The sequence below is a fragment of the Streptomyces sp. Y2F8-2 genome, assembly GCF_014905555.1.
Taxonomy (GTDB): domain Bacteria; phylum Actinomycetota; class Actinomycetes; order Streptomycetales; family Streptomycetaceae; genus Streptomyces; species Streptomyces cynarae.
In genome coordinates this window covers 604821-629823 of the sequence record NZ_BNGS01000004.1, presented here as the reverse complement: position 1 = coordinate 629823, position 25003 = coordinate 604821, and the positions used below count along the sequence as shown (strand labels likewise).

Below are 25003 nucleotides of genomic sequence, written 5' to 3'. Positions count from 1 at the left end.
GACGTCGATCGTCAGGGGTTACCGCTGCGCGGCGTCGACGTCGTGCGGTTCGGGAGATGTCGATTCCGTTCGTCGCCAACAGCGTCGCGAAGGACACCTCGGCTGCTGAGAGACCGGGCTCCGGGCCGACATCCCGACCATCCCGACCATCCCGGCGGTACGTCGTCAGCTGAGGTCGGAGGCCCGGCCTGGGAAGAAGTCGGCGCTTTGTACGTACTCCATCGCTTTGGTGAACTCCGGGTCGCCGAGGCGGTGTTCCATCTCCTGCGGACTCAGGTCCTCCACGCGGGTCTGGATCCAGTACAGGTTGCCCAGCGGATCGCGCACCCGCCCCACGCGGTCGCCGAAGAACAGGTGGGTGACCTCGGTGACCGAGGTGCCGCCGGCCGCAACGGCCTGCCGGTACACGGCGTCGGCGTCCTCGACGTGGAGGCGGAGGAAGCCCGGGGTCGGCGGCCACTCCGGCCGCGCGTCGAACATCATCACCACCGAGTCGCCGATCCGCACCTCCGCATGCTCGATGCTTCCGTCCCTGCCGGCCAGGCACGAGAGCTCCTCCGCGTCGAACGCCCTCTTCATGAAGTCGATGAGCTGCACCGTGTCGCGAGAGATGATCCACGGGGTCACGGTGTGGTAGCCCTGGGGAACCGGCTTGACGGACATCTGGCTGCCTCCTGGAGTGCGAGTGCCTCAACGTGGTGTGACGCTAGAGCCCCTCTAGGTCAATTCCTGTCCTAGATGCACTCGATCGGTGACGACGTCCGTCACCCGTCAGCGTCGTCCAGGACGAACGAACTGCTCCCGAAAGAGATCTCGCGAGACGGGCCGGCCAGACATCGGACTTGATCGTCTAGGCGGGTGTCCCGTGCTCGTCCTCGGGTTCGAGGACGTAGTCGGCGTCGAGGTCGCCCGCGACGCCTCCGGCGGCGGCGCCACCCCGCACACCTTCACCGTGCCCGCCCCGACCTCTCCCCCACCGACGTCCCCAGGCCGGCCGATCATCCCGCGCAGCAGATTGATGTTGTTTGACCTGGACAGCCGCGGCGGTGGCCTGATGCGACTGATACACCCCCTGCAAAACGCTGGAGACAAGACGCTGACCGGTACCGATCACGCGGCCGCCTCCCGGATGACGTCGGCAGGGACCCCGCAGATCGCCCCGGCGTGCTCCGGTGTGTACGGCGCCACCACATCGGCGAGCTCCTTGAAACCGACAGTGTGCTCGGCGACGAACCGGTGATCGACGAACTCCTTGCGGATCAGTTCGTGGAGGATGCCGTTGAGCACTGCCACGTTGGTGCCGGGCCGGAGCGGCACGTGGGCGTCCGCCTCACGGGCCGTCGAGGTTGAGCGCGGGTCGATGACCACGAGCCGGGGACGGTCCGGGCCGTGCAGCCGGTCCAGCATGCAAGCCCACAGCACCGTCTGCGTCTCGGCCACGTTGTGCCCGACCAGGAGCAGGGTGTCACACAGGTCGATGTCCTCGTACGAGCCCGGGTTGCCGTCACTGCCCAAAGCTCTCCACCAGCGCCCACTCCGCCGTGGCCGTGCACAGCCGGGTGTTGCCGTCCAGATGCGGTGTCCCGATACCGCCGCGGGCGATCAGCGTCTGCGCGTAATACTCCTCGGCGAACAACTGCCCGGAGGTGTAGAAGGCCGTCGCCAGCGGCCCGTGCTCGTCCAGCACCTGCCGGGACGCACACCGCATCCCCCTCGACGCCGGCCCACAGATACGGCAACAGGTCGACGACGAGCGGCTCGCCCCAGCCTGCCCCAAGGGCTGCGATCAGGGCGTCCATACAAGCCCGCAGGTCTGCGTCAGCCTCGCGCGCCGCCTGGCCGTCATCGTCATCCCAAAACTCCTGACTGGCCCGCAGGATGCACACACGATGCTCGGGCCACCGCACCCGGTGTCGTTCAGTCCGTGTACGGCTGAAATCGGGACCCCGTGCTCGACCGGTGCGCGTCCGACGGCGAGGACGCGGTTGGCAACCTTCTGGCCGGGGGTGATTTTGCGGGTGCGGGTGGCGGTGAAGCCGGTGATGATCACGGGGTCGAGTACGTCGTCGTCCAGGCCGCGGAAGCCGAACTCTGCCAACGCGGCCCCTGCCAAGAGCCTGGCCGGGGCCCGTGGTGTAGAGAGCCGAGGAGGGCCAGGACCTGTCCCTGGATGAGCAGCATCCTGGCCCATACGGCTACCGTCTGCTGGTGGCCTGACGGCCCGGCGTCACTTCAGGTGTCGGGTGAAGAACTGGGCCGCGGCGTCCCCCGCGAACTGCGGGACACCGGTGTGCCCGCCCATATTGGCGTGCAGCGTCTTCTCCTTGGAGCCGAAGGCGTCGAACAGGTCCAGGGCCGCCTGCCGGTCGTTCCCTTCGTCGTCCCACTGCAGTAGGACGTGCAGAGGAATGGTGACCTGGCGGGCCTCCTCGAACATGGCGCGAGGGACGAAACTCCCGGCGAACAGAACAGCGGCCGAGATGCGCGGCTCGACCACCGCCAGCCGGGTTCCGATGGAGATCACTCCCCCCGAGTACCCGACCGGGCCACCGATCTCGGGCAGCGACAGGAGGGCGTCCAGGGCGGCCTGCCATTCCGGGACCGCCTTGTCGACCAGGGGGAGGATGAGGGCGTCGATGATCTCGTCGCTGACCGGCTCGCCGGTCTCCATAGCCCGGCGCAGGTCGGCGAGGGCCTGCTCGGCGGCGGGCCAACGAGGCCGGTCGCCGCTTCCGGGGAGCTCGATGGTGGCCGTGGCGAAGCCGTCCGCCGCGGATTGCCGGGCTCGGGCCACGAGCCGGGGGTACGCCTTGCGCAGCCCCAGAGGAGGGGGGCTGAGCAGGATCAGCGGCGCCGGTGCGGACATGGATGCGGATCCGGGCGTCCACAGGATGCCGGGGATCTCGCCGAGGGTGAATTCGCGCTCGAGGACAGCGTCGTCGAGACGCTGTTCAGAAGTGAATTGCATGGTCGTGCCTTTCGGGAGTGCCATTGAACGGCGCTCCCGGACGACCTATCGCCCGACCGTGACCCCGGAGGGGAGCACCCATGTCGATATGTTCACGGGTACCACCTCCTCGCTCGCTGCCACGGCCTCCGAAAACCTAGCAGTGGCTGCCGTGGCTCCGCCAACGGGTTTTTGCGGAAGCTCTGTGGCCGAACACCACGGCGTCGGAGTCACGCCTGTCACTGGTCGGGAAGCGCACGTCCGCCACCGATTCGAGCACCGAAAAACCGGCAAGCAACCGCTGACGGACGACCTACTGCGCAGACAGCCGCCCATGACCAGCGTGAGCACCCCGAGCACCGCTCACCCCAGCCCTGGGCCTGTGACTTCACTTTGACGGACGCCCGTCGCCTGGCGTGGTGCGCATTGCGGGTACCACCCACACGCAGGGTGGTGACGAGGACCCGATGGCCTACCACTTCGCCACGGAGACCTGGCGCCACGCGCGGCGCCGGGTGCGCGCGGCATCAACGGCCACCTTGCCGGCGGGCCGGGCAGCCGGTGCCGGGGCTGGCAGGAACGTCCGGCCAGTGCGAGGCATTCGCTGAGGTCGGCTTGGACCACGCATGGAGGCGGTTCCAGGAGTCACTTCGTAGGGCTCAACAAGATCAATTTCCGTGAGTTTTGTTATCACTGGCTCGCCTGGGAGGTGGACGAGACGCGTGTTCGTCGCCGGCGAAGACGGTCGTGGGCCACGGCTGTTGCTGCCAGGCTTTGCTCATGAATACGACACCGGATGGACGGCCTATCCCGCCCGCGCATGCCGACGAGCGCACCATGCTGGAAGCATGGCTGGACTTTCACCGTGCGACGCTCGCCCTGAAGTGTTCGGGCCTCAAGGATGATCAATTACGGCTTGCTGCGGCGTCACCCTCGTCGATGACGCTGCTCGGTCTCGTTCAGCACATGGCTGAGGTGGAGCGCAACTGGTTCCAGCGTGTATTTGCAGCTCAGAAGGTTCCTCCGGTCTTCGGGGAGAGCAACCTCGACGGCTTTGTCCTTCAGCCGGAACGAGGGCTCGACGAGGCGATGGCTGCGTGGCATGCGGAGGTCGCTCGAGGTCGTGAGCTGATCGCTGAAGCCTCGCTGGACGACTCCGGCCGCTTGTCCGAACAGGAAGCGGGTCACGTCGGCGATCAGTGGGTCTCCCTGCGCTGGATCATGGTGCACATGATCGAGGAATACGCACGTCACAACGGCCATGCCGACCTCATCCGCGAGCAGATCGACGGAGTTACCGGCGCATGAGACGTGCTTGCGCGGTCGGAAGGACCGCGCAAGTGGCCGGCTCCCGGTCTCAGCTGGCGCGGCCTGCTCGGCCAGGGCCTTGGTGTGGGCCAGGCGGTAGCACTCGGTGCCGGTCTGGATGATCGCGCCGTTGAAAGTGAGACGGTCGACGGTCCCCGCGCAGAGACGGGGGTGGTCGGTGAAGGTCTTCGTCCAGCCGCTGAAGGCCTCGTTGGAGGCGGTGGCGACGCTGTTCTTCTCGTGTTGACAGCGGCCGGGTCGACGTTGGGGTTGGGGCGGCCGCCCTTGCTGCCGCGTCGTTTGCGATTGGCCGGCTCCGTCGGTTCAGACCGAGGGCGGCCAGGTGGCGGATGACCGTGCCGCGCTGAGACCAGATTCCCGTCGACGGCGAGCTCGTGGGCGATGCGAGTGGCCGACCCCTTGTGGGCACGCCGCATCTTCTCCATGCGTGTGACCACGTCAACTGGTGTCGCACTTGGCTGATGGTGCGGCGTCCAGCCTCGAACAATCAACCCGAGTTCGCCGTATCGCCGGTGCCGGTTCACCCACTTCGACGCCGTTGCTCGGGAAATTCCCCTCTCTGCGGCGACATGGGCGATCGGACCAATCATGCAACGCTCGATCAATCGGCGGCGACCCTCCGCGGACAATGGTGCGTTCGCGTGGGTCATGGCGTGGTCGCGGCTGTACGGGACGCGTGGTGCCGTGCGCTGGTGACGATGATTGAGACGTTTTGCCCGCCGAAGCCGAAGGAGTTGGTGAGCACGGCCTCCTGGGGGGCGTTTCGTCGCTCTGCGACGACATCGAGATCGATGTCGGGACCGACGCCGGCCGCGGTGATGTTGCGGGTCGGCGGGATGACGCCGTGCTCCACGCTGAGGATGGCGATGAGCGCTTCGATCGCGCCGGCCGCGCCAAAGAGATGGCCGAGCGCCGCCTTGGGGGCCGTCACGGTGGCGTGGCCGAAGACCTCCCCGATCGCGTGCGCCTCGGCGACGTCGCCGACCGGGGTTCCGGTGGCGTGGGCGTTGATGTGGCTGATCTGCTCGGGAGCCAAGCCGGCTTGCGCGAGGGCCTTCCGCATGGCCGAGATCTGGCCGGAGCCGTCGGCAGCGGGCGCCGTGATGTGGTGAGCGTCGGCGGCGATGCCGGCGCCCGCGAGTACCGCGTGGACGCGCGCGCTCCGGGCGCTGGCGTGCTCGGCGCTTTCGAGCACTACGACAGCGGCGCCTTCACCGAGGACGAATCCGCTGCGGTCCGCGGCGAACGGCCGTGACGCCGAGGCGGGGTCGGCGGTGTGCCGCGACAGTGCTTGTGCCTGGGCGAAACCGGCGACGGTGATCGGGGTGATCGCGGCCTCGGTCCCGCCCGCGATGACCACGTCCGCCTCACCGGCACGGATGAGCCTGGCTCCCAAGGCGATCGCCTCGGCACCGGAGGAGCATGCCGAGACGGGCGTGTAGACCCCGGCCCGTGCACCGTATTCGATACTGATCAGCGCCGCCGCCGCATTGGGCATGAGCATGGGGACGGTACGCGGCGAGACGCGCCGGGTCCCGGCCGCTTCCAGTACGTCGTCTTGCTTCAGCAGCGTCTGTAGGCCACCGATGCCTGTGCCGATCGCTGATGCGAGCCGGTCCGGGTCCACCTCGGGGGCGCCGGCGTCGGCCCAGGCTTCGGCCGCCGCGGTGAAGGCCGCCTGCTGCGAGCGGTCTAGCCGCCTGGCCTGTACCGGCAGCAGCGACTCGGCGGGGTCGATCGCCATCGTGCCCGCGACGGTGTCGGTAAGATCGGCGTCCTCGTGGCCTCGCAGGACGCCGCCGCGGATGCCGGACTCGCCGGCAAGCAGGGCTTCCCAGGTGGACTCCACGTCTGCACCGAGTGGTGTGATCGCGCCGAGTCCGGTCACGACGACTTCAGTCCGTTGCATGCGCTTCGACCTTTCTTGTATGCGATACAAGGGGGACAGGTCTTGTTGTATCACATACAATTTGGGTGTGGAGAAGAAGCGAACCGAAGTTCGATCAACGTCGGCTCGGTCGCGTGACCGCGGTCGCGCGACGAGGCGCCGGCTGATCGAGGCAACTGCACGACTCTGCAAGGAGCGGCCCGGCGCCGAGGTGAGCGTCGCGGAGATCGCGAACGCGGCAGGCGTCTTCCCCAATCAGGTCACCTACTACTTCGGCTCCAAGGACTCGCTGCTCGTGCACGCCGCCTTTCTCGGCTTGCTGCACGACGCCCGACGGATTGAGCGCATCGGTCGTCAGGCCCCCGATGCGGCGACATTTCGGTGCAACATCGCCCGCGCCGTACTGGCCATGCCCTCGCTCCCATCGGTCGCACGCGCACTCGCCGCCGGGATCTCCAAGCCCGAACTCGCCCCCGTGGTCGACCAGCACCTCCAGTTGCTGTTCCGGCAATCCGAGCGCTTCGCGAGCCAGCTCATCGACAGTCGCGGCTGGAGTGCCCGTCGACCGCTCGACGTGGAGGCCAGGACGTTCTGGAGCACCGCGCTCGGCGCAGTGCTGCTCGTCCGCGCCGGGGCACACGGCACTGTCGCCGACCTCGACCTCGCCGGAGCATTGACCATCCACGACGAACCGGAGCGCGGCTAGCTCAGCCGAACGGGCCTGCGGTATCGCCGAAGGTGTAGTGGCCGAGCCTGTCCGGGTGTGCAGACTGACCGATCAGGAGGGGCAGAAGCTGCAGCAGATCGTGCGCCGGGGCAGTACGAACTCGGTGCGCCACCGGCGGGCGATGATGCTGCTGGCATCCGCCGACGGACATCGCGTCCCGGTGATCGCCCAGCTGGTCCAGGCCGATGAGGACACCGAGCGGGATGTGATCCATCGGTTCAACGAGGTCGGCCTGGCCTGCCTGGACCCTCAGTGGGCGGGGCCGTCCCCGCCTGCTCACCCCTGACGACGAGGACTTCGTCATCCAGACGGCCACCACCCGCCCCACCAAGCTCGGCCGGCCCTTCACCCGCTGGTCGATCCGCAAGCTCGCCGCCTACCTGCGCCGCGTGCACAGCCGCGTCATCCACACAGGCCGCAGAGCTTTACGGTGCCTGCTCCTGCGCCGCTGCACCGCCTTCCAGCGCACCAAGGCCTGGAAGGGGTCCCCACGACCCCGACCGCGACGCCAAGGCGCAGCCGAAGTTGGAAGGGGCGGCTGCAAACGCCGACGGGATTCGAACCCGCGGACGAGGACGGACAGGGCCCGCCCGGGCCTCATCAGTCGTCGCGCGGAGGGCCTTCCGCACGACGATTGCAATGGACCGCTCTGCCACGGCGCCGCAGCCTGCCGGGACCGCGCGATCCCGGTCCCCAGACCATAGACCTCCTCGCCTCAGTGATCCCACCCGGTTTTCCGTGTACGCCGGGCCGCCGGGTCAAGGGCGCAGCAGGTAGTGGGTCATGCGGGAGCGGGCTGTGGCGGCGCCAATCCCCAGGGCGTTGCCGACCGTCTCCGGCGACAACTCGGCAGCCTCCGCAGCGTAGAGGCTTCCCGGCCCGCCGGACAGCGAGGCGTTCCAGCCTCGCGACCGCCTTCAGCGCGGCCGCCGGCGCCTGCTCGGCGAGTGCGGTCCGTTATCTCATGGCCGGCGGAGCCGCTGCCGACGTCCAAGTCCACCGGCTTGGGCCAGCCGCCATCAACCGGCACCGCTCCCGCGATGCCCTCGTGCGACTCCCCGAACTCCTCAGTCCTCCACCCCATAACCGCCTCCCCCTGCCGCCCCGAACCGACGCATCTTCGTGGTGGGCGGCCCCGGGGTGGTGCAATGGCTCGCACTCGCACTCAGCCTTTTTTTCAGCTTGGGCACTGCTCGGGTGATGCCGGCACGGTGCGCAATGCACGAGGCTCCCGTGCCGTTGAGAGACGTGTTCCAAGTCTCAACCCACCGGCACGGGAGCTTTGTTGGGTGCCTCTCCTGCCGCACTCGACCCGCCCCCGGCCCTCGTCGAGTGGGTCACCATGCGCTGGAGGCGCTCAGAGAGGTCGGTTGCTCGTCAGCTCCAGGGAGATGCGGTGAGCCAACTGGTGTCCTGGGCCCACGACGATGTGGAGTCCCAGGCGTTGGAGCCGCCATTGCTGGCTATGTAGGCCGTGAAGTTGTAGTGGCGGATGTACTTCGTCGGGTAGTTGACGGACTGGAAGGAGTGGCCGACCCCGCTGTTGCCCGTGGTGGGGCAGAAGGTGGCGTCCTGCGCGAACGTGCTGGCGCCGTTGTCCGTATTCAGGTAGAGCTCGTAGTTGTAGTGACGCAGGAATTGGCCGGGGTTGTTGGCGGACTCGAAGGACAGGCAGGAGCTGTTGGCCAGGCCGGCACGGACGATCCACGTCGCGTCGGCCTTGTCGGTGGCCGAGCTGGAGGAGTTGATGTTGGAGATGACGACCTTGGTGTCGGCGTCGTCGTGGCGAAGGTAGTCCGAGGTGCAGCAGGGGGCGGTGGTGGCCTGCAGCGAGATCCGGGAGCCGGGCGTCAGCGAGCCGGTGCTGGTTGAACCGCTGTTGTAGCCGGCGGCGGTGATGTTGGCCTGTACGGCGTTCTCAGTGGCGTCCGAGGGGTAGCCGGAGGTCATGACGCCTTCGTAGAAGGTGCCTTGGGCGCCCTTGCTGTTGTCGCCACCGATGCCGAGGATGATCGCGCCTTCCTTGTGCATCGGGTTGTAGCCGGAGACGTTGGGGCGCACGCCGCTGTAGTAGGTGGACAGGCCGCCCGACTGGGCGTCGCCGCCGCGGATGGCCCACTGGTTCGGGCCGCCCTTGACCATGGCGGTCAGGAACCGGTTGTTGACGGTGGGGTCGTTCGCGTTGAAGGTGCGGTTGACCCCGGAGAACAGGCCGTTCTCCAGGTCGGCCATGACCCAGGGGCCGTTGCCGCTGCCGTAGCCCCACGCCTTGCTGTTGCCGAAGTAGATGGCCTCCATGTGGCCGTTGCCGGTGTCGGTGCTGCTGGTCTCGGCGTTGCCGTAGTCGAAGCAGCAGCCGCCGTTGAAGTGCGTGCCGTCGAAGATCGCGTACATGCCCTCGGGCTGGTCTCCGGTGGCGATGCCGTTGGTGTTGTTGTTGCGGTAGCCGGTGCCGGGGGCGACGTAGACGCCGTAGGCCTCATGCCCGCCGACGGTGACCGGTGCTTCGAAGGCGTTGGCGAGGTTGTCCGGCCCGCCGGCGGCTCCGCCCGCCGGTGCCTGGGTGAGGTTGTTGCCCTTGCCGGACTGGTCGTAGATGACGGTGATGACGCAGCTGGTGTTGGCGCAGAACGAGTCCTGCGCGGCGGCGTTGGCGTATCCGCCGGTGCTCAGCAGGCCGATGTTCAGGGTGGTGTTGTCGGAGGCGCGCCTGACCTGGTACAGCGGGCCGTTGTACGCCCCGTACAGGGCGCGGGTGGTGCTGTGCGCGGCGACGCAGGGGGTGCCGCCTGCGGCGTAGATGTCGCACGGCCCCTGGGTGGCGGCCTGTGAGGTGGTGGCCGTGGCAGTGAGCAGGCCGGAGGCGAGCGCGGCGGTGGCACCGGCCGCGAGGAGAGCGCGTCTGACGCGGCGGATCCACGATCGTTCGAACATGAAGGACTCCTTCACAGGGTGGGGTGTGAAGTGCGCGTCGACGAACCCCCGGTGTCCGGCTGTGCGGGTGGCGCGGGTGGCGTCGACGCCTCCGGGTGCGGTGCGGCTTCGGTCGTCTTCGGCACCGGACCCGGGGCTGGTTGCTCGTCAGCTCCAGGGGGCGGCGACGAGCCAGCTGGTGTCCTGGGCCCACAGTGAGGTGGTGTCCCAGGCGTTGGTACCGCCGTCGCTTGCGATGTAGGCGGTGAAGCTGTAGTGGCGGATGTACTTGGCCGGGTAGTTGAAGGACTGCAGGGAGTAGCCCGTGCCGCTGTTCCCTGGCTTGGAACAGAAGGTGGCGTCTGCGGCGAACTGGCTGGTGCCGTCATTGGGCTGGAGGTGGAGCTGGAACGCGTAGTGCCTGATGTAACTGCCGGGTGTATTGGCCGACTCGAAGGAGACGCAGTTGCTGTTGGCCAGGCCGGCGCGGACGATCCAGGTGGCGTCGCCCTTGACGGTGGAGGAGCTGCTGGAGGTCACCGGCGCGATCACGACGTTGTCGTCGCTGGTGTCGTGCTGCAGGTAGTCGGTGGTGCAGCATGGGGTGGTGGCCTGCAGCGATACCTTCGCGCCCGGGGTGAAGGGGGTGGTGGTGTTATAGCCGGCCGCGGCGATGTTGGCCTGGACCGCGGCGTCGGTGGCGTCGGAGGGGTAGCCCTTGACCATGGCGCCCTCGTAGAAGGTGCCCGCCCTCGCGTTGCGGTTGGTCTGGCAGCAGTCACCGCCGCTGCCGAGGATGACGGCGCCCTGCATGTGCATGGGGTTGTACCCGGTGGGCAGTGCGCCGCTGTAGAACTGGGTCAGGCTCCCGGACTGCGCGTTGGCGCCCTTGAGCGCCATCTGGGTGGTGCCGTTGTTCTTGAGCATCGCGGTGACGAAGTGGCTGGTCTGGGAGACCTGGTTGGGATTCCACGTCTTGCTGCCGCCGGAGAACAGGCCGTTCTCCAGGTCCGCCTGCACCCACGGTCCGGTTCCGCTGCAGCCGCCGAACCAGCATTCGGTGCTGAAGTTGATCGCGTCCATGGCGCCGTTGCCGTCGGCCTTGTGGTCGATCTCCGTGTTGCCGTAGTCGAAGCAGCAGCCGCCGTTGACGTGGGTGCCGCTGGTGACCATGTACTCGCCCTCAGGTGAGCTGCCGGTCGGCACGCCCCCGGTGGAGTTGTACGCGAAGTAGCTGTTGCCGGGGTTGATGTAGAGCGCGTAAGCCTTCTGGCCGCCCACGCTGAGCGCTTCGGTGTTCGCGGTGGCAGCCGTGTCGGCGCCGCCGGTCCCGCCGGGCCCCTGATAGACCAGGGTGTTGCCGCCGCCGGTCTGGTCGTAGACGCGGGTGATGGTGCAGGTGGTGCCCGCGCAGAAGGAGTCCTGCGCCGCGGCGTTGGCGACACCCCCGGCGGACAGTACCCCGATGTCCTGCAACGAGCCGTCCGACGCGCGCTGCACCTGGTAGAGCGGGCCGTTGTAGGAGGCGAACAGCGCGCGGGTGGTGCTGTGCGCCGCGACGCACGGCGTGCCGCCCGCGGCGTAGATGTCGCAGGGCCCTTGTGCAGCGGCGTGCGAGGCTTCACTGAAGGCGATGAGGCCGGCGAAGGCGAGCGCCACCGCGGCCAAGGAGACGACAAGCCTCCGGCACAGTCGGCGGAAGATGTGCAACGCAGGCACCATGAACTCCCTTGTTCATCGATATCGGGACAGCAATCCGCGCCCCGACGGGGTTCGCGGTGGGCTGAGGGTGGGCTGATGGGGGCGTGAGGGCGTGCGGAGGCCTCGGGGTCTGCGGATCTGCCGACGGGCCGCCCCCGAATTGTTAGCGCTAACAATTCGGGGGGGCATCGGCTGTCACTCGGCCGTTCGGATCAAGGCATGACTATCAACGAACTCCAGAGGGGCCGTCAAGACCTCGAACTGTTCGTTCCAGGAGGGTGGAAACGACGGACCCCATCCGCCGGCGGCGGTCACCAACTGCCTGTGCCAGTCCTGTCTCTCGTCTCACCAGGGAACCCGGAGGTCGGCCCGTCTACGGCGCAAGTCCTGAGAATGTTCCGGCTCGCGAATCATGCGAGAGGTATTGACGCCGCTCACCGGTTCTCTATGATCCAGCTTGCTCGATAGTTCGACCTTTGTTCGGTATCACGAACATACCGCGCAATCACATCGACGGTCTGCACAGCCTCCTACGGGGCCAACCAGCACCGCTCACTCAAGGATTACGAGGTCCCCATGCACACGCGAAGGTGCAGCCGCAGACATCTGTCTGTGGTGCTCGCCATCGCGGTTGCGGCCCTGTTCGCGTTGGCGGTGCTGCTCGTCGCCAGCCCGGCTCAGGCAGCCACCAGGCGGCGCCTTGCGCGGTATTGGTTCCGGCCGGTGTCTCGATGTGTCGAACGCCGGCCAGACCGACGGGACTTGCCTGCAGATCTGGGACTGCTCGGGCCGGACCAACCAGCAGTGGGGGTTGACGGACAGCAATCAGCTGACCGTGTACGGCAACACGTGCCTGGATGTTCCGGGCCACGCCACCGCAGCCGGTACCCGGGTGCAGATCTGGACATGTACCGGCGGTGCGAACCAGCGGTGGCGGGTGAACTGCGACGGCACGGTCGTCGGCGTGGAGTCCGGGCTGTGCCTGGACGTCACGGGCGCCTGTACGGCCAACGGCCCCGTACTGTCGGCGTAGGGGCCCGTCACGGCGGTGGACCTGCCAACTCTGATCTTGCGGGTGGAGTTCACCCCCGGCGCAGGGACGTCGTAGGGGGCGAACAGGTAGGAGCAGGGGCTGTGCATGACCACGTACGCGCCCTCGGCGTACGAGGGCTTCCGGTGGAGGAACGCGGGTTACCTGATGCCTTAGGTGGAGCTGCCGGCGATGAAGCCGTGCGGCGGTACGCGCCACGGCCGGCGCGGAAGCTGGTCTCCCCGGAGGGCGGGTCCCGGACGAGTGGGGCAGCCCGGTTGATCAGTTCCTTACGGCTGACACCCGTCCCCCTTCCGCATCGCCGGTGCGGAGACGCACGGTGAGGGTCGCCGAGTGGGGGTGGAGGCGGTGCTGGGGCAGGGCGTCCGGGCCGCAGGAGGCGCTGCCGAGTCCGTGGTGAGCCAGGTCGAGGGTGAGCCAGAGGGTGCCGTCCGGGACGAGGTCGCTGGTGTGCCGTGCCGCGTCCATGGCCTCGGCCGTCCACGGCCGCAGGGACAGGTCGACGTCGGTGGGTGCAAAGAGGTGCAGCACCTGGCCGCTGGTGGAATCCGAGCTGGTGGTGGAAGTAGGCGTCGACGTCGCCCGCGACGCCTCCGACCGGTCGGGCCGCCCCGCACGCCTTCACCGTGCCCGCCCCGACCTCTCCCCCACCGACGTTCCGCACCTGACGGCGCCGCCGCGCTGACGCCCGATCTCGCAGCGGCGGACGAAGGCTTGCCGAGCATGATGCGGTCGACGGTCTCGTGCAGGGCGCTGTCGGCACCGATGACGGTCTCGAGTCCGTCGGGCAGCAGATCGCGCTTCCGGTACCAGTCGCGCAGCTGCGTCTCGACGTCGTCGGCGATCGGCTTGGTGGCGTGCCGGGCGAGGGTTTCGGCGAACGGCACATCCAGGTAGTAGCCGTGGGTCGGGCCGCGGTGGTCGGCGCGCAACTGGGCGAGCATGTCGCCGTAATGGTCGGCGTAGAGGATGCCTTCGACCACGACGTGATAGCCGGCGTCCAGGGCGTAGCGGGCCGTCAGGTCGATCAGGCCGATGTTCGCCGCTCCGGGCCGGTCGTGCTCGCGCAGCACGATGCGTCGGAGGTTGTCCTGGCCGACCAGGGCCAGGCCGCGGCCGAACCTCTCACGGAGACCCGTCGCGACGGACGACTTCCCCGAGGCGCTGTTGCCGCGCAGCACGACCAGCCGGGTTTCTTCAGTGCCCACCATCACAGCCATCACGCTACCGACCGCCCGTGACAGCGCCTGGGGAGTTCCGGGACGCCGCCGGCACCGATGCCCAGACGGGTGACCTTTCCCTCGCGTATGCGGGCGCAGTGCTACCGGTGTGCGTCCAACTTGCCCTGCGCGGGGCATCGCCGTCGGAAGTGCTCTTGGGAATACGGATCCGCGCTTGATCTTTGAACACGGTGGCACGGTCGGCGTCGGCCCTCCGGCGCGCGGCCGGCCAAGCCTTGTCCGGACGAGAAAGTGCGGTGATCACGCAATGCGGGCGGTGCGGTTTCACGAGTACGGCGGGATCGATGTGCTGCGGGTGGAGGAGGTGGAGCGGCCGGTGCCCGGTCCAGGGCAGGTGCTGGTCGAGGTCCGCGCGGCGGGGATCCAGCCCGGCGAGGCGCACATCCGCACGGGCGCGCTGCACGAACGCTGGCCGGCGTCGTTTCCCTCCGGGCAGGGCAGTGATCTTGCCGGCGTCGTGGTGGAGGTCGGCCCGCACGTCCGGGGCTTCGCGGTGGGCGATGAGGTTTTGGGCTTCACTCACAGGCGAGCCAGCCATGCGCAGTTCGTCGTGGTCGACGACGTGAATCTGGTCTCCCGTCCAGCGGGGTTGGCCTGGGAGGTGGCCGGGGCGCTGTACGTGGCCGGCACGACCGCCTACGCCACCGTGTTCGCGGTGGACCCCGGCCCGGACGACACGGTCGTCGTCTCCGGTGCGGCGGGCGGAGTCGGGTCGCTTGCCGTGCAGCTCGCGCGGCGGCGCGGCGCCACGGTGATCGGGCTGGCGAGCGAGCGCAACCACGCTTGGTTGAAGGATCGCGGTGTCCTCCCGGTCGAGTACGGGCCAGGCGTGGCCGAGCGGATCCGTCAGGCGTCGGGCGGCAGGGTCGACGCGTTCATCGACACCTTCGGCGACGGCTACGTGGCACTGGCAGTGGAGCTGGGCGTGCGGCCCGAACGAATCAACACGATCCGCGACTGGCAGGCCGCGGCCAAGGTCGGCGCGCGAACCTACGGAGAAGGTGCGGCGGCGTGTGCGGTCGTGCTCGGCGAGCTGGCCCGGCTTGCCGCGCGCGGGCAGTTGGAGGTGCCGATCGCCCGCACCTACCCGCTGGAACAGGTGCGAGACGCCTTCCGCGAGCTGGAACAGCAGCACACCCACGGCAAGATCGTGCTCCGGCCCTGACCGCAGCTGCCCGAGTCGACCATCGAGCAGGCATTGCCGAACACCCACGCAGCGTCACCGCCGACGGGTAGGTGACTCCCCATCAGATGGCCGCCGGCGGGGAATTGCAACCGGCCCCTGTACAGCGTGGGGTGCGGACCGGCCGCACCCCACTCCTGGCTTTCTCGGGTCACGGCTTGATGAGGACCTTCAGGCTCTTGCGATCGGCCATGTCCTGGTAGCCGGCCGGGACGCCTTCGAGGCCGGTGGTGGCGTCGAAGACCTTCCCCGGCTCGATGGTGCCGTTGAGGATGTCGGGCATCAGTTCCTCGATGTAGGCGCGGACCGGTGCGGGGCCACCGGCCAGGCGGATGTTGTGGCGGAACAGGCTGCCGAAGCCGACGGGTGCCTCCTCGTACTGGGGCACGCCGACGCGGCTGATCACGCCGCCGGGGCGGACGACGCCGAGGGCCTGCTCGTAGGCGGGCATGTGGCCGACCGCTTCCAGGACCACGTGCGTGCCGTGCCCGCCGGTCAGCTCACGGACAGCCTCGATGCCTTCCTCGCCGCGGGCCGAGACGACGTCGGTGGCGCCGAAGTCGCGGCCCAGGTCGGTGCGCGCCCGGTGCCGGCCCATGAGGATGATCTGCTCCGCGCCGAGCCGCTTGGCCGAGAGGACCGCCAGCAGGCCGACGGCACCGTCGCCGATCACGGTGACGCGGGTGCGCTCGTTGACACCGCCCGCGACGGCGGCGTGGTAGCCGGTGCCGAACACGTCCGAGAGGGTCAGCAGGGACGGGATGAGGGCGGAGTCCGCCGCGACGGGCAGCTTGACCAGGGTTCCGTCGGCAAGTGGGACGCGGACCGCTTCGGCTTGACCGCCCTCTTCCGCCTCGCCGTCCCAGAAGTTGGCCTGCGGGTGGGCGCAGGAGGTGTGCAGGCGCTCGCGGCAGAACTCGCAGGTGTTGTCGGAGATCGCGAACGGGGCGACGACCAGGTCGCCGGGCTTGAGGGTGGTCACCTCCGAGCCGGTGTCCTCGACGATGCCGATGAACTCGTGCCCCATCCGGGCGGGACCGTCCTCGGGCTTCATCGAGCCGTAGGGGTGCAGGTCGCTGCCGCAGATGCAGGACGCGGTGATCCGGACCAGCGCGTCGGTCGGGTGCTTGATGCCCGGGTCGGGGACGTTCTCGATGCGGACGTCGCCGGCGCCGTACATGAGGGTTGCGCGCATGAGGTGCTCTCCAGTGCGGTGATGGTGTGTTTCGAACGGTGCTGTCGGTGGTTCATGGGCGAGTGCGCGCCCTGGCTGGTCTCAAGCCTGATCGGCACGGTCGGCGGGCGCACTCGGAAGGCCCGCCGAGCCGCACGCCGCAGCCCGCCGGTGGCGGTTCAGGGCGAGGACGGTGGTGGGGATCAGGGTCAGTGCGGCGATGGCGGTGCCGACCACGGCGGGCCCGGTGGAGCCCATGCCGGAGTCGAGGGCGTGGCCGGCGATCCCAGAGCCGATTGCGGTGCCGAGGTTGAACGCCGAGACGGTCAGCGCGGAGGCCAGTGTGGGTGCTTTACCGGCGTAGCGGACGGCCAGGGCCATCAGGACCGGATTGGCGCCGAGGCCGAAGAAGCCGAGCAGGGAGACCAGGACGACCGTGGCGCGGGCGGAGCCGGCCAGCAGGACGATCGCGAGCAGCAGGAGGGTGGCTCCTGCGGCGGCGGCGATGGTCACCGTGTGGGGGCGGCGGTCGCCCAGACGGCCGCCGACGATCGAGCCGAGGAGGGCGCCGAGGCCGAAGCCGACGAGGACCAGCGGCACCAGACCGGAGGCCAGACCGGTGCGGTCGGTCAGCAGCGGCGCGATGTAGGAGTACGCGGCCAGGACGCCCCCCGTGGTGGTGGCGCAGGCGGCCACGACCAGCCACAGGCGGCCGGAGCGCAGCGCGGTCAGCTCGGAGCGGACGGATCCCGTGTGCTGGGCCGGGCCGTCGTGCGGGACGGTGCGGGCGATCAGTGGGACGGCCGCGGTGGCCAGGGCTGCCAGGGCGCAGAACGGGCTGCGCCAGCCCATGATCTGGCCGGTGAACGCGCCCAGCGGCACGCCGACGACGTTGGCGAGCATGGCGCCGGCCCCGACGACGCCGAGGGCGCGGGCGCCGGCGGCCGGGCCCGCGGCGCGGGTGGCCGCCACGTTGGCCACGGCCCAGAAGGCACCGGTGGCGATCGCGGTCAGGAAGCGGGCCGCGAGCAGCAGGGTGAAGCTGGAGCCGGCGGCAACGGCGACGTGACCTGCGGCGAAGACGCCCAGGGCGAGCATCAGGGTCAGCCGTGTGGGCAGCCGCAGCGTGAGCATCGCCGTCAATGGCGCGCCCACGATCATCCCGATGGCGAAGACGGTGATCATCAGGCCGGTCTGGGCGACGCTGACCTGCAGGTCTCTCGCGATCTCGGGCAGCAGGCCGGCCACGACGAACTCGGTGGTGCCCATCAGGAACGTGCCCAGCGCGAGCACGTACACGACGAGCGGAAGACGGGAGGGCGCCGCCTGCTGAGGCTGCTCGGCCCGTGCTTCGGCGGGGGCGTGGAGGGTTCCTCCTCGCGAGCTCAAGGTTCATCTCCGTGGGTCGTGATCGGGGTACGTGTCCCAGGAGACCGGAGTCGGCGCAGGTGGAGAAGGTCGTGTTTATAGGGGGGACAAGCTCGACCTCCCTTGCCGCCCCTCGCTGGCTACCGTGGATTGCGTGGACGACCGAAGCGATCACCGTGCGCAGATCCGGGACTTTCTTGCCAGCCGCCGCGCGAAGATCACCCCCGAGCACGCCGGGCTGCCCACCAGCGGCCGCCGCCGGGTCCCGGGACTGCGGCGTGAGGAGGTCGCCGTGCTGGCCGGGGTGAGCACCGAGTGGTACACCCGGCTGGAGAAGGGCCATATCAGCGGAGTGTCCGAGGACGTGCTGGCCGCGGTCGCCAATGCCTTGCAGTTGGACGAGGACGAGCGCACCTATCTGTTCGACCTGGCCCGCGCCGCCCGGCCCGCACGCCGCACGCCGTCCCGCCGCAAGGACGTCGAAGTCCCGCCCCGCATCCAGTGGTTGCTCGACTCCATCACGATGTCCGCAGCCTTCGTACGCAACGGCCGCCTGGACGTCATCGCCCACAACGCGCTCGGCAGGGCCCTGCACGCGCCGATGTTCGACAGCCGCACCACCGACAAACGCGGCCGTCCCAACTTCGCCCGCTACCACTTCCTCGACCCTGGCTCACAGGACTTCTTCGTCGACTGGGACACCGGCGCCGCCGCCACCGTCGCGTTGCTGCGTGCCGAGGCCGGGCGTGAGCCGCATGATCGGGCCCTTCGCGAGCTGATCGGCGAACTGTCCACGCTCAGCGCCGATTTCCGCACCATGTGGGCGGCACACGACGTCCGTATCCGCCACGAGGGCATCAAGCGGCTGCAACACCCCGAGGTCGGCCTTCTGGAGCTGACCTACCAGTCTCTGGGCCTGCCCGTGTCTCACCGGACCGTGCACGACCTGAGCCTCTACACCACCGAACCGGGCAGCACCTCCGAAGAGCGCCTCAAGCTCCTCGCCAGCCTGGCAGCCACTCCCGTCCAGGCGAAGCCCACCGACCGGCTGCACTGAGCGGGTGATCAGGGTGTCTTCAGCAGGCCGTTGAGCCCTCTCAGGCCGAGCCCTCTCAGGCCGAGCCTTCTCAGGCTTCGACCGAGGGCAAGTCTGCCGGCCCGGGCGACTTGCGGCGGCTGCCGTGCTGCCTGCAAGGGGGCGCCTGCGTCGGCAGTACGCGCACAGCCGCACGGGCGTCGGCGAGTTGTCAGCCTCGCCTCACCCCTTGTAGGTCGCGGGCAGGAAGCGGTGTTCGATGGCGGTGCGCTTGGTGGCGGCGTCTGATCCGGGTGGTGAGCCGGGTGTTGCCGGCGTGTGCGTGCCGCCGATGATTTCGCGCCTCCCAGGCGGGCCCACCGAGCCGACGGCCGTCCGGGCGGGCCGCGACGGCCTCGCGGCGGCCAGGACGGTCGTCGTGCGGCACGTACCGCCGGGCGTTAGCGCGCACGGGAGGCGGCACCGCGCAGGAAGCCGGCGCTGATGAGCGCACCCAGGAGCACGAGCGCAGCGTTCACCGCGATCGCGACCTTCAGGCCGCCGAGAACGGCCGAGGCGCCGGTGCCGGTCATCGCGGCGGTGGCGATGGCGCTCATGAGGGGCGTGCCCATGGTGATGCCGATCTGCTGCGTCATGGTGGCCAGCCCGGTGGCCAGGCCCTGTTCGTGGTCGGCCAGCCCGGACGTGGCGGTAACCATGAAACCGACGATGACGAGCATGTTCCCGACGCCACCGGCGAAGGTGGCGACCAGCAGCAGCCACATCCACCCGCGCTCGTCGCCGAGGCCGAGCAGGGCAGCCGTGAACACCGTCTGCAGCAGCCCGCCGGCGATCAGGGTGCTCTTGCTGCCGATCCTCCCGATGACCTTCGGGGCGACGGATCCGCCGACGACCGTGCCGATGCCCAGCACGCCGAAGGACAGGCCCGCGGCCAGCGCCGAGAAGCCCAGGACCTCCTGGAGGTAGAGGGTGAGCAGGAAGACCAGGGAGGTCTCGGTGAGGAAGGCGATCAGACCGGCGAGGTTGCCCCAAGCCACCGACCGCTTGCCGAGCACGCCGAGCGGTACCAAGGGCGCCGCCACCTTGCGCTCGACGGCGTAGAAGACCAGGAGCAGCACGACTCCGGCGGCCAGGGGCAGCAGCGCCGAGGACGACCCCCAGCCGTGTTCGCCGGCCTGCGTGAGGCCGAAGACGATGGCCAGCAGACCGAGCGTGACGCTGACGGCGCCGGGCACGTCCAGCTTCGGGCGCTCGTCGGGCCGGGACTCCTTGATGACGGTCGGTGCGACAAGGAGGACGGCGAGGGCGACGGGCACGTTGATGAAGAACGCCCATCGCCACGACAGCAGGTCGGTCAGCAGACCGCCGAGGACAGCGCCGGTGGTGAATCCGGCGGACATCAGCGCGCCGTTCAGGCCGAGGGCCTTCTCACGCAGCGGCCCCTCGGGGAACGACGTGGTCAGCAGGGACAGGCCGGCCGGGGTCACCGCCGCGGTGGCCAACCCCTGGAAGACCCGCGCCGCGATCAGCACCTCGGCGTTCTGCGCCAGGCCGCCCGCCAGCGAGGCCACACCCAGCACCGCGAGGCCGCCGAGGAACAGCCGCCGGCGCCCGAACAGGTCGGCGACACGTCCGAACAGCAGGGTGAAGCCGGCCGCGCACAGGGCGAACGCGGTCCCGATCCACTGCAGGTGCGCCAGGGAGAAGCCGAGGCCCTCGCCGATCACCGGCAGGGCGACGTTCAGGATGGAGAAGTCCACGGCCAGCATGAACTGGGCCGCGAGCAGCAGCACCAGCACCAGCCGCAGCCGGGGGGTGAGGACGGCCGGGGCCGTACCGGCGGCCGCACCAGGGGCACCGGCGGTACCGGCGGTCCCGCCGGTTTCAGCATCAGTGATGGACATGACGTCGATATCCCTTTCTCTCAAGCACGGGCGTCTTGCGCACCGCTCGGGAAAGAGACTCATCCGCGTCGGGGAGGCCAGCCAGAACCCTGTCTCGCACAGCCAACGCAAGGGTGGTCATCTCATGACCACCCTTACCGCTCCCAACTGCCGGAGCCTGCGGGCATCATGGACGAAGAGCCGCTCACGACCGCAAGCACCGTCGCCCGGCGCCCGCTCGGCCGCGCGGCCGAGCACGTACGACACGGGAGGCATCGATGGACGCTCCGTCCGAGCTGGGAGACTTCCTCAAGTCCCGCCGTGCCGCACTCCGGCCCGAGGCCGTCGGCATCACGCCGCATCCGACCCGCCGCCGCGTCACCGGGCTGCGCAGGGAGGAGCTGGCCATGCTCGCCGGCGTCAGCATCACCCACTACACCCGCCTCGAACAGGGCCGTGCCACGAGCGCCTCGGACGCCGTGCTGGACGCGATCGCCCGCACCCTGCGGCTCACCGAGGACGAGACCGCGCACCTGAAGGTCCTGGCCCGCCCCTCCGCAGCGTCCCGGCCGGCACCGCTGCGGGTGGAGCACGCCAGCGCCTCCGCACGCCAGCTGCTGGCCGCGATGACGGACGTGCCGGCGCTCGTCCTGGACCGCCGCAACGACGTCCTCGCCTGGAACGTGCTGGGCCACGCCCTGCTCGCCGGACACCTGCCGTCCGACAGCCCCGACACCCCGGGCAACCGCCCCAACCTGACGCGGATGCTCTTCCTGGACGAGCAGTACCGCCAGCTGTACGCCGACTGGAACGAAGAAGCACAGCTCGCCGTCGCCTCCCTGCGCCTGGTGGCCGGCCGCCACCCGGACGACCGCCGGTTGGCCGAGCTCGTCGGCCGGCTCACCGTCCAGTGCGACGAGTTCGCCTCCCGCTGGGCGCGGCACCCGGTGCGCACCTGCACCTCGGGCGTGAAGCGGCTGCACCATCCACTCGTCGGCGTGATGGACCTCAGCTTCGAGAACCTCGTCATCCCCGGTACGTCCGGACAGCGGCTGATCGCCTACACCGCCGAGCCCGGCTCGCCCTCCGAGGCGGCGCTGCGCCTGCTGGGCAGCGTGGCCGCCTGCAAGGGCTCGACGGACGAGGACGTCTCCGCGACCGCGCGGCGCTGACGGCGCCGTCAGGACCTCTTCATGGATCAGATGCCCTCTCGATGACCTCGGCCGAGCGCGTCGCGTTCATCCTGCACGACGTCGTGCGTCACCCCGTGCGCCGAAGTGGCCGAGGATAGCGGCCGGATCCACTGGCGTCCGGCCATTCCCGCGTGCCTCGGGGCTGACGCCGTCGTTGCCGTGCCTTCGGCCTGTGCTGTGACGCCGTCGCGGCGGCACGGGCGTTCGCCGACACGACGCCCCGGCTCCACTACGACGAGGCGTGGTTCGCCTATGCACGCTGCCACCCTCTGTACGTCGGTCGTTACGGGGTGTCAGTGGGGCCGGAGAACTTCCCGGCCTTGAACGGCCCACCGTCTTCGCCACTCAGTCCACCCACAAGCTGCTGGCCGCACTCTCGCAGGGCGCCATGGTCCACATCAGGCCCGCGCCCAGGGCACCGGTGGAGCACGACCGGTTCAACGAGACGCTGATGATGCACGGCACGACCTCGCCGCTGTATCCGATGATCGCCTCGCTGGACGTGGCCACCGCGATGATGGACGGGCCGCAGGGGCGCTGGCTGGTCGACGAGGCAGTTGGGTTCCGCCAGGAGATGGTGCGCATCCGCAGGCGTATCGAGGCCGCCGGGGACCGTCCGCCCTGGTTCTTCGGCGTGCGGCAGCCGGAGACGGTGACCGACCCGGCGAGCGGCAAGCGGCTGCTCTTCGACGAGGCGCCACCCGACCTGCTGCGCCTCGATTCGCCTTGCATCGGAAATCGGCACGGAGGCAGAAAGGCCGAGCCTTCTTTCACATCTGTCATGTGGGGTGCTCTGCGTGTTTCATAGAGGTGTGGCCTGAGGTGCGCGACCATACGGACGCGGCCCAGCGCATTTTCCAGCCGGTGGGCGCCATGGCGCGCTGATCGCGTGGGTCGACGTGCTCGACACCAGCAAAGCCGACGACGTCAAGAGCGGCAGCCGGCAGAACGAAACCGAGACAGAAAGAAGGACGGGCATGTCCGCCAGTGAGAGCGAGAATCCAGCAATCCCGTCACCGACGCCCACGCCGACTCGGCGGCCCAGGACGAACCGGGACTGGTGGCCGAATCAGCTGGACCTTCAGGTTCTCAACCAGCACTCGCCCCGATCCAACCCCATGGACGAGGACTTCGACTACGCGGAAGAGTTCGCGACCCTCGACGTCGACGCGCTGAAGCGCGACGTCTTCGAGGTGATGACGACATCCCAGGACTGGTGGCCTGCCGACTACGGTCACTACGGTCCGCTCTTCATCCGGATGAGCTGGCATGCCGCGGGAACGTACCGCATCGCCGACGGCCGCGGCGGTGGTGGCAGCGGCGCGCAGCGCTTCGCCCCCCTCAACAGCTGGCCGGACAACGCGAGCCTGGACAAGGCACGCCGTCTGCTCTGGCCGGTCAAACAGAAGTACGGCCGCAAAATCTCCTGGGCCGATCTTCTGGTCTTCGCCGGAAACTGTGCCATGGAATCCATGGGGTTCAAGACGTTCGGGTTCGGTTTCGGACGAGAGGACATCTGGGAACCCGAGGAGATCTTCTGGGGGCCCGAGGACACATGGCTCGGAGACGAGCGCTACAGCGGCGACAGGGAACTCACCGGTCCTTTCGCCGCCGTACAGATGGGCCTGATCTACGTCAATCCGGAGGGGCCCAACGGAAACCCGGACCCGATGGCCGCCGCCCAGGACATTCGGGAGACGTTCGGGCGCATGGCGATGAACGACGAGGAGACGGTCGCACTCATCGTCGGCGGCCACACCTTCGGCAAGTGTCATGGCGCGGTCGATGCCAGTTATATCGGCCCGGAACCCGAGGCGGCTCCCATCGAGCAGCAGGGCCTCGGCTGGCGGAACACATACGACAGCGGCACGGGCCCCCACACGCTCACCAGCGGTCTGGAGGGCGCGTGGACCACCGAGCCGACCACGTGGGACAACGGGTACCTGGACAATCTCTACGGGTACGAGTGGGAGCTGACGAGCAGCCCCGCCGGCGCCCACCAGTGGACTCCCAAGGATCCCGCGGCCAGGAACACCGTGCCCGACGCCCATGATCCGTCGAAGCGGCACGCCCCCATGATGCTGACGACGGACCTCGCGCTGAAGGTGGACCCGGTCTACGGCCCGATCACGAAGAGGTTCCACGGGAACCCGGACGAGCTCGCGGTGGCGTTCGCGAAGGCGTGGTACAAACTGCTGCACCGCGACATGGGACCCGTCTCGCGTTACCTCGGCCCGTGGATTCCCGAGCCGCAGCTGTGGCAGGACCCCGTTCCCGACGTCGATCACGAACTGGTCGGGGACGAGGACATCGCCGCCCTCAAGGAAAGGATCCTCGCCTCGGGCCTTTCCGTCCCCCAGCTGGTCACCACCGCCTGGGCCTCGGCGGCGAGCTTCCGCGGCACCGACAAGCGCGGCGGGGCGAACGGAGCACGGATCCGGCTCGCGCCGCAGAAGGACTGGGAGCTCAACGACCTCCCCGAGGTGACGGAGGTACTGCGCACGCTCGAGGGGATCCAGCAGGACTTCAACGCCGCGCAGACCGGCGGCACGCGGGTCTCCCTCGCCGACCTGATCGTCCTCGGCGGGTGCGCGGCCGTCGAGCAGGCCGCGAGGAACGCCGGGTACGACATCACGGTTCCGTTCGCACCGGGGCGTACGGACGCCTCGCAGGAGCAGACCGACGCGGCGTCGTTCGCCGTGCTGGAGCCCAAGGCGGATGCCTTCCGCAACTACCTTCCGGCGGGCGAGAAGCTGTCGCCGGAGACCCTCATGCTGGACCGCGCCAACCTGCTGACGCTGACCGCTCCCGAGATGACGGTGCTGATCGGCGGCATGCGGGCCCTGAACACCGGCTTCAAGGGATCCCCCCACGGTGTCTTCACCCACCGGCCGGAAACCCTGACCAACGACTTCTTCGTCAATCTGCTCGACATGGGCACGGAGTGGAAGGCGTCGGCTACGGACGAGAACGTGTTCGAAGGCCGGGATCGCGCCACCGGTGAGGTCAAGTGGACCGCCACCGCCGTCGACCTGATCTTCGGTGCGCACTCCCAGCTCCGAGCCCTCTCGGAGGTCTACGCGGCCCAGGATGCGGGAGAAAAGTTCGTACGTGACTTCGTGACAGCGTGGAACAAGGTGATGAATCTCGATCGGTTCGACCTCGCCTGATCCCAACGTCCCGGTCGGCTCTCATCGGCTTGGGCGGCCTGTCCGGCCAGGCCCGGGTACTTCGCGCGGATGGTGGGCAGCCGGAAGCCTCCGGCAGGCGCAGACCAGGGAGGTTTCGGCCGCCTGCTCGCCCATCGGCAGCGGCTGGTGGCGTTCATGCCATCTGCTCTCGCCGATGTGACTGGTGCACCGGCCCAGC

Annotated in this window: 15 protein-coding genes, 1 tRNA gene and 7 pseudogenes; 9 read left to right on the top strand and 14 right to left on the bottom strand. The window is 69.1% G+C overall.

Annotated features, from left to right (window positions below; translation table 11 throughout):
* Positions 1–165: 165 nt before the first annotated feature.
* The 3 genes and pseudogenes from SY2F82_RS17190 to SY2F82_RS17180 all read right to left on the bottom strand — a co-directional run bounded on the left by SY2F82_RS17190 (position 166) and on the right by SY2F82_RS17180 (position 2968).
* Entirely contained in the window at positions 166–663 is a 498-nt protein-coding gene (locus tag SY2F82_RS17190) for a VOC family protein (RefSeq protein WP_200419938.1), read from the bottom strand.
* Positions 664–984: 321 nt separating this feature from the next.
* A pseudogene (locus SY2F82_RS17185) lies at positions 985–1696 on the bottom strand (molybdopterin-dependent oxidoreductase); the annotation flags it as partial.
* Between the two features lie 531 nt (positions 1697–2227).
* Positions 2228–2968, bottom strand: a complete 741-nt coding sequence (locus SY2F82_RS17180) for an alpha/beta hydrolase (protein ID WP_200419937.1) — start codon at positions 2966–2968, stop codon at positions 2228–2230.
* 759 nt (positions 2969–3727) lie between these two features.
* Between SY2F82_RS17180 and SY2F82_RS17175 the strand changes: the two genes are divergently transcribed.
* A complete protein-coding gene (locus SY2F82_RS17175; protein ID WP_200419936.1) occupies positions 3728–4255 on the top strand; it encodes a DinB family protein in 528 nt (175 codons plus the stop codon).
* 57 nt (positions 4256–4312) lie between these two features.
* Here SY2F82_RS17175 and SY2F82_RS39895 read toward each other — a convergent pair.
* From SY2F82_RS39895 to SY2F82_RS17165, 3 genes and pseudogenes are all read right to left on the bottom strand, one after another.
* A pseudogene (locus tag SY2F82_RS39895) lies at positions 4313–4501 on the bottom strand (ATP-binding protein); the annotation flags it as partial.
* A gap of 70 nt (positions 4502–4571) precedes the next feature.
* Positions 4572–4926: pseudogene (locus tag SY2F82_RS39890) on the bottom strand (leucine zipper domain-containing protein); the annotation flags it as partial.
* Positions 4923–6185 carry a beta-ketoacyl synthase gene (locus SY2F82_RS17165; RefSeq protein WP_200419935.1) on the bottom strand — a complete coding sequence of 421 codons (1263 nt, stop codon included), beginning with the start codon at positions 6183–6185 and terminating at the stop codon, positions 4923–4925. The gene SY2F82_RS17165 and the pseudogene SY2F82_RS39890, both read right to left, overlap by 4 nt.
* Positions 6186–6252: 67 nt before the next feature.
* Here SY2F82_RS17165 and SY2F82_RS17160 point away from each other — a divergent pair, with 67 nt between their 5' ends.
* Positions 6253–6870 (top strand): TetR/AcrR family transcriptional regulator C-terminal domain-containing protein, encoded by a 618-nt coding sequence (locus SY2F82_RS17160; RefSeq protein WP_200419934.1) that lies wholly within the window; start codon positions 6253–6255, stop codon positions 6868–6870.
* Positions 6871–6907: 37 nt separating this feature from the next.
* Positions 6908–7404, top strand: a pseudogene (locus SY2F82_RS17155) (transposase); the annotation flags it as partial.
* Positions 7405–7433: 29 nt separating this feature from the next.
* Here the strand turns inward: SY2F82_RS17155 and SY2F82_RS17150 are convergent.
* From SY2F82_RS17150 to SY2F82_RS17140, 3 genes are all read right to left on the bottom strand, one after another.
* Positions 7434–7553: transfer RNA gene (locus tag SY2F82_RS17150), tRNA-OTHER, on the bottom strand.
* Between the two features lie 715 nt (positions 7554–8268).
* Positions 8269–9825, bottom strand: coding sequence for an alpha-L-arabinofuranosidase B (locus SY2F82_RS17145; protein ID WP_200419933.1), 1557 nt, complete (start codon positions 9823–9825; stop codon positions 8269–8271).
* A 147-nt stretch (positions 9826–9972) separates the two neighbouring features.
* Positions 9973–11526 carry an alpha-L-arabinofuranosidase B gene (locus SY2F82_RS17140; RefSeq protein WP_200419932.1) on the bottom strand — a complete coding sequence of 518 codons (1554 nt, stop codon included), beginning with the start codon at positions 11524–11526 and terminating at the stop codon, positions 9973–9975.
* A 555-nt stretch (positions 11527–12081) separates the two neighbouring features.
* On the opposite strand from SY2F82_RS17140, the pseudogene SY2F82_RS17135 reads away from it, so the two are divergent.
* Positions 12082–12520 (top strand): annotated as a pseudogene (locus SY2F82_RS17135) (ricin-type beta-trefoil lectin domain protein); the annotation flags it as partial.
* 297 nt (positions 12521–12817) lie between these two features.
* Here SY2F82_RS17135 and SY2F82_RS17130 read toward each other — a convergent pair.
* Positions 12818–13087, bottom strand: a complete 270-nt coding sequence (locus SY2F82_RS17130; RefSeq protein WP_236041545.1) for a beta-galactosidase small subunit — start codon at positions 13085–13087, stop codon at positions 12818–12820.
* 191 nt (positions 13088–13278) lie between these two features.
* Positions 13279–13767: pseudogene (locus tag SY2F82_RS38905) on the bottom strand (AAA family ATPase); the annotation flags it as partial.
* Between the two features lie 277 nt (positions 13768–14044).
* Between SY2F82_RS38905 and SY2F82_RS17120 the strand changes: the two are divergent.
* The gene (locus tag SY2F82_RS17120) at positions 14045–14962 is read left to right on the top strand and encodes an NADP-dependent oxidoreductase (protein ID WP_200420049.1); all 918 of its coding nucleotides are present in this window, start codon (positions 14045–14047) and stop codon (positions 14960–14962) included.
* A gap of 169 nt (positions 14963–15131) precedes the next feature.
* Here SY2F82_RS17120 and SY2F82_RS17115 read toward each other — a convergent pair whose 3' ends face one another.
* Positions 15132–16175 carry a zinc-binding dehydrogenase gene (locus SY2F82_RS17115; protein ID WP_200419930.1) on the bottom strand — a complete coding sequence of 348 codons (1044 nt, stop codon included), beginning with the start codon at positions 16173–16175 and terminating at the stop codon, positions 15132–15134.
* Between the two features lie 81 nt (positions 16176–16256).
* On the bottom strand, positions 16257–17543 hold the full coding sequence (locus tag SY2F82_RS17110) for an MFS transporter (RefSeq protein WP_236041543.1): 1287 nt from the start codon (positions 17541–17543) through the stop codon (positions 16257–16259).
* Positions 17544–17676: 133 nt separating this feature from the next.
* On the opposite strand from SY2F82_RS17110, the gene SY2F82_RS17105 reads away from it, so the two are divergent.
* Positions 17677–18579, top strand: a complete 903-nt coding sequence (locus SY2F82_RS17105; protein ID WP_200419929.1) for a helix-turn-helix transcriptional regulator — start codon at positions 17677–17679, stop codon at positions 18577–18579.
* Between the two features lie 419 nt (positions 18580–18998).
* Here SY2F82_RS17105 and SY2F82_RS17100 read toward each other — a convergent pair whose 3' ends face one another.
* Positions 18999–20462, bottom strand: a complete 1464-nt coding sequence (locus tag SY2F82_RS17100; RefSeq protein ID WP_200419928.1) for an MFS transporter — start codon at positions 20460–20462, stop codon at positions 18999–19001.
* A 257-nt stretch (positions 20463–20719) separates the two neighbouring features.
* On the opposite strand from SY2F82_RS17100, the gene SY2F82_RS17095 reads away from it, so the two are divergent.
* The 3 genes and pseudogenes from SY2F82_RS17095 (at position 20720) to katG (ending at position 24804) form a co-directional block, all read left to right on the top strand.
* Complete coding sequence (locus SY2F82_RS17095) at positions 20720–21613, top strand: helix-turn-helix transcriptional regulator (protein WP_200419927.1); 894 nt, start codon at positions 20720–20722, stop codon at positions 21611–21613.
* Between the two features lie 188 nt (positions 21614–21801).
* Positions 21802–22364 (top strand): annotated as a pseudogene (locus SY2F82_RS17090) (arginine decarboxylase); the annotation flags it as partial.
* Between the two features lie 247 nt (positions 22365–22611).
* Positions 22612–24804 carry a catalase/peroxidase HPI gene (gene katG / locus SY2F82_RS17085; protein ID WP_200419926.1) on the top strand — a complete coding sequence of 731 codons (2193 nt, stop codon included), beginning with the start codon at positions 22612–22614 and terminating at the stop codon, positions 24802–24804.
* Positions 24805–25003: the final 199 nt, after the last annotated feature.

What these genes read in the sequence shown, in the direction of transcription:
- katG (WP_200419926.1), top strand. Translation starts at nt 22,612, where the DNA reads ATGTCCGCCAGTGAGAGCGAGAATCCAGCAATCCCGTCACCGACGCCC.
- SY2F82_RS17100 (WP_200419928.1), bottom strand. Translation starts at nt 20,462, where the DNA reads ATGTCCATCACTGATGCTGAAACCGGCGGGACCGCCGGTACCGCCGGT.
- SY2F82_RS17175 (WP_200419936.1), top strand. Translation starts at nt 3,728, where the DNA reads ATGAATACGACACCGGATGGACGGCCTATCCCGCCCGCGCATGCCGAC.
- SY2F82_RS17165 (WP_200419935.1), bottom strand. Translation starts at nt 6,185, where the DNA reads ATGCAACGGACTGAAGTCGTCGTGACCGGACTCGGCGCGATCACACCA.
- SY2F82_RS17190 (WP_200419938.1), bottom strand. Translation starts at nt 663, where the DNA reads ATGTCCGTCAAGCCGGTTCCCCAGGGCTACCACACCGTGACCCCGTGG.
- SY2F82_RS17095 (WP_200419927.1), top strand. Translation starts at nt 20,720, where the DNA reads ATGGACGCTCCGTCCGAGCTGGGAGACTTCCTCAAGTCCCGCCGTGCC.
- SY2F82_RS17180 (WP_200419937.1), bottom strand. Translation starts at nt 2,968, where the DNA reads ATGCAATTCACTTCTGAACAGCGTCTCGACGACGCTGTCCTCGAGCGC.
- SY2F82_RS17115 (WP_200419930.1), bottom strand. Translation starts at nt 16,175, where the DNA reads ATGCGCGCAACCCTCATGTACGGCGCCGGCGACGTCCGCATCGAGAAC.
- SY2F82_RS17145 (WP_200419933.1), bottom strand. Translation starts at nt 9,825, where the DNA reads ATGTTCGAACGATCGTGGATCCGCCGCGTCAGACGCGCTCTCCTCGCG.
- SY2F82_RS17140 (WP_200419932.1), bottom strand. Translation starts at nt 11,526, where the DNA reads ATGGTGCCTGCGTTGCACATCTTCCGCCGACTGTGCCGGAGGCTTGTC.
- SY2F82_RS17120 (WP_200420049.1), top strand. Translation starts at nt 14,045, where the DNA reads ATGCGGGCGGTGCGGTTTCACGAGTACGGCGGGATCGATGTGCTGCGG.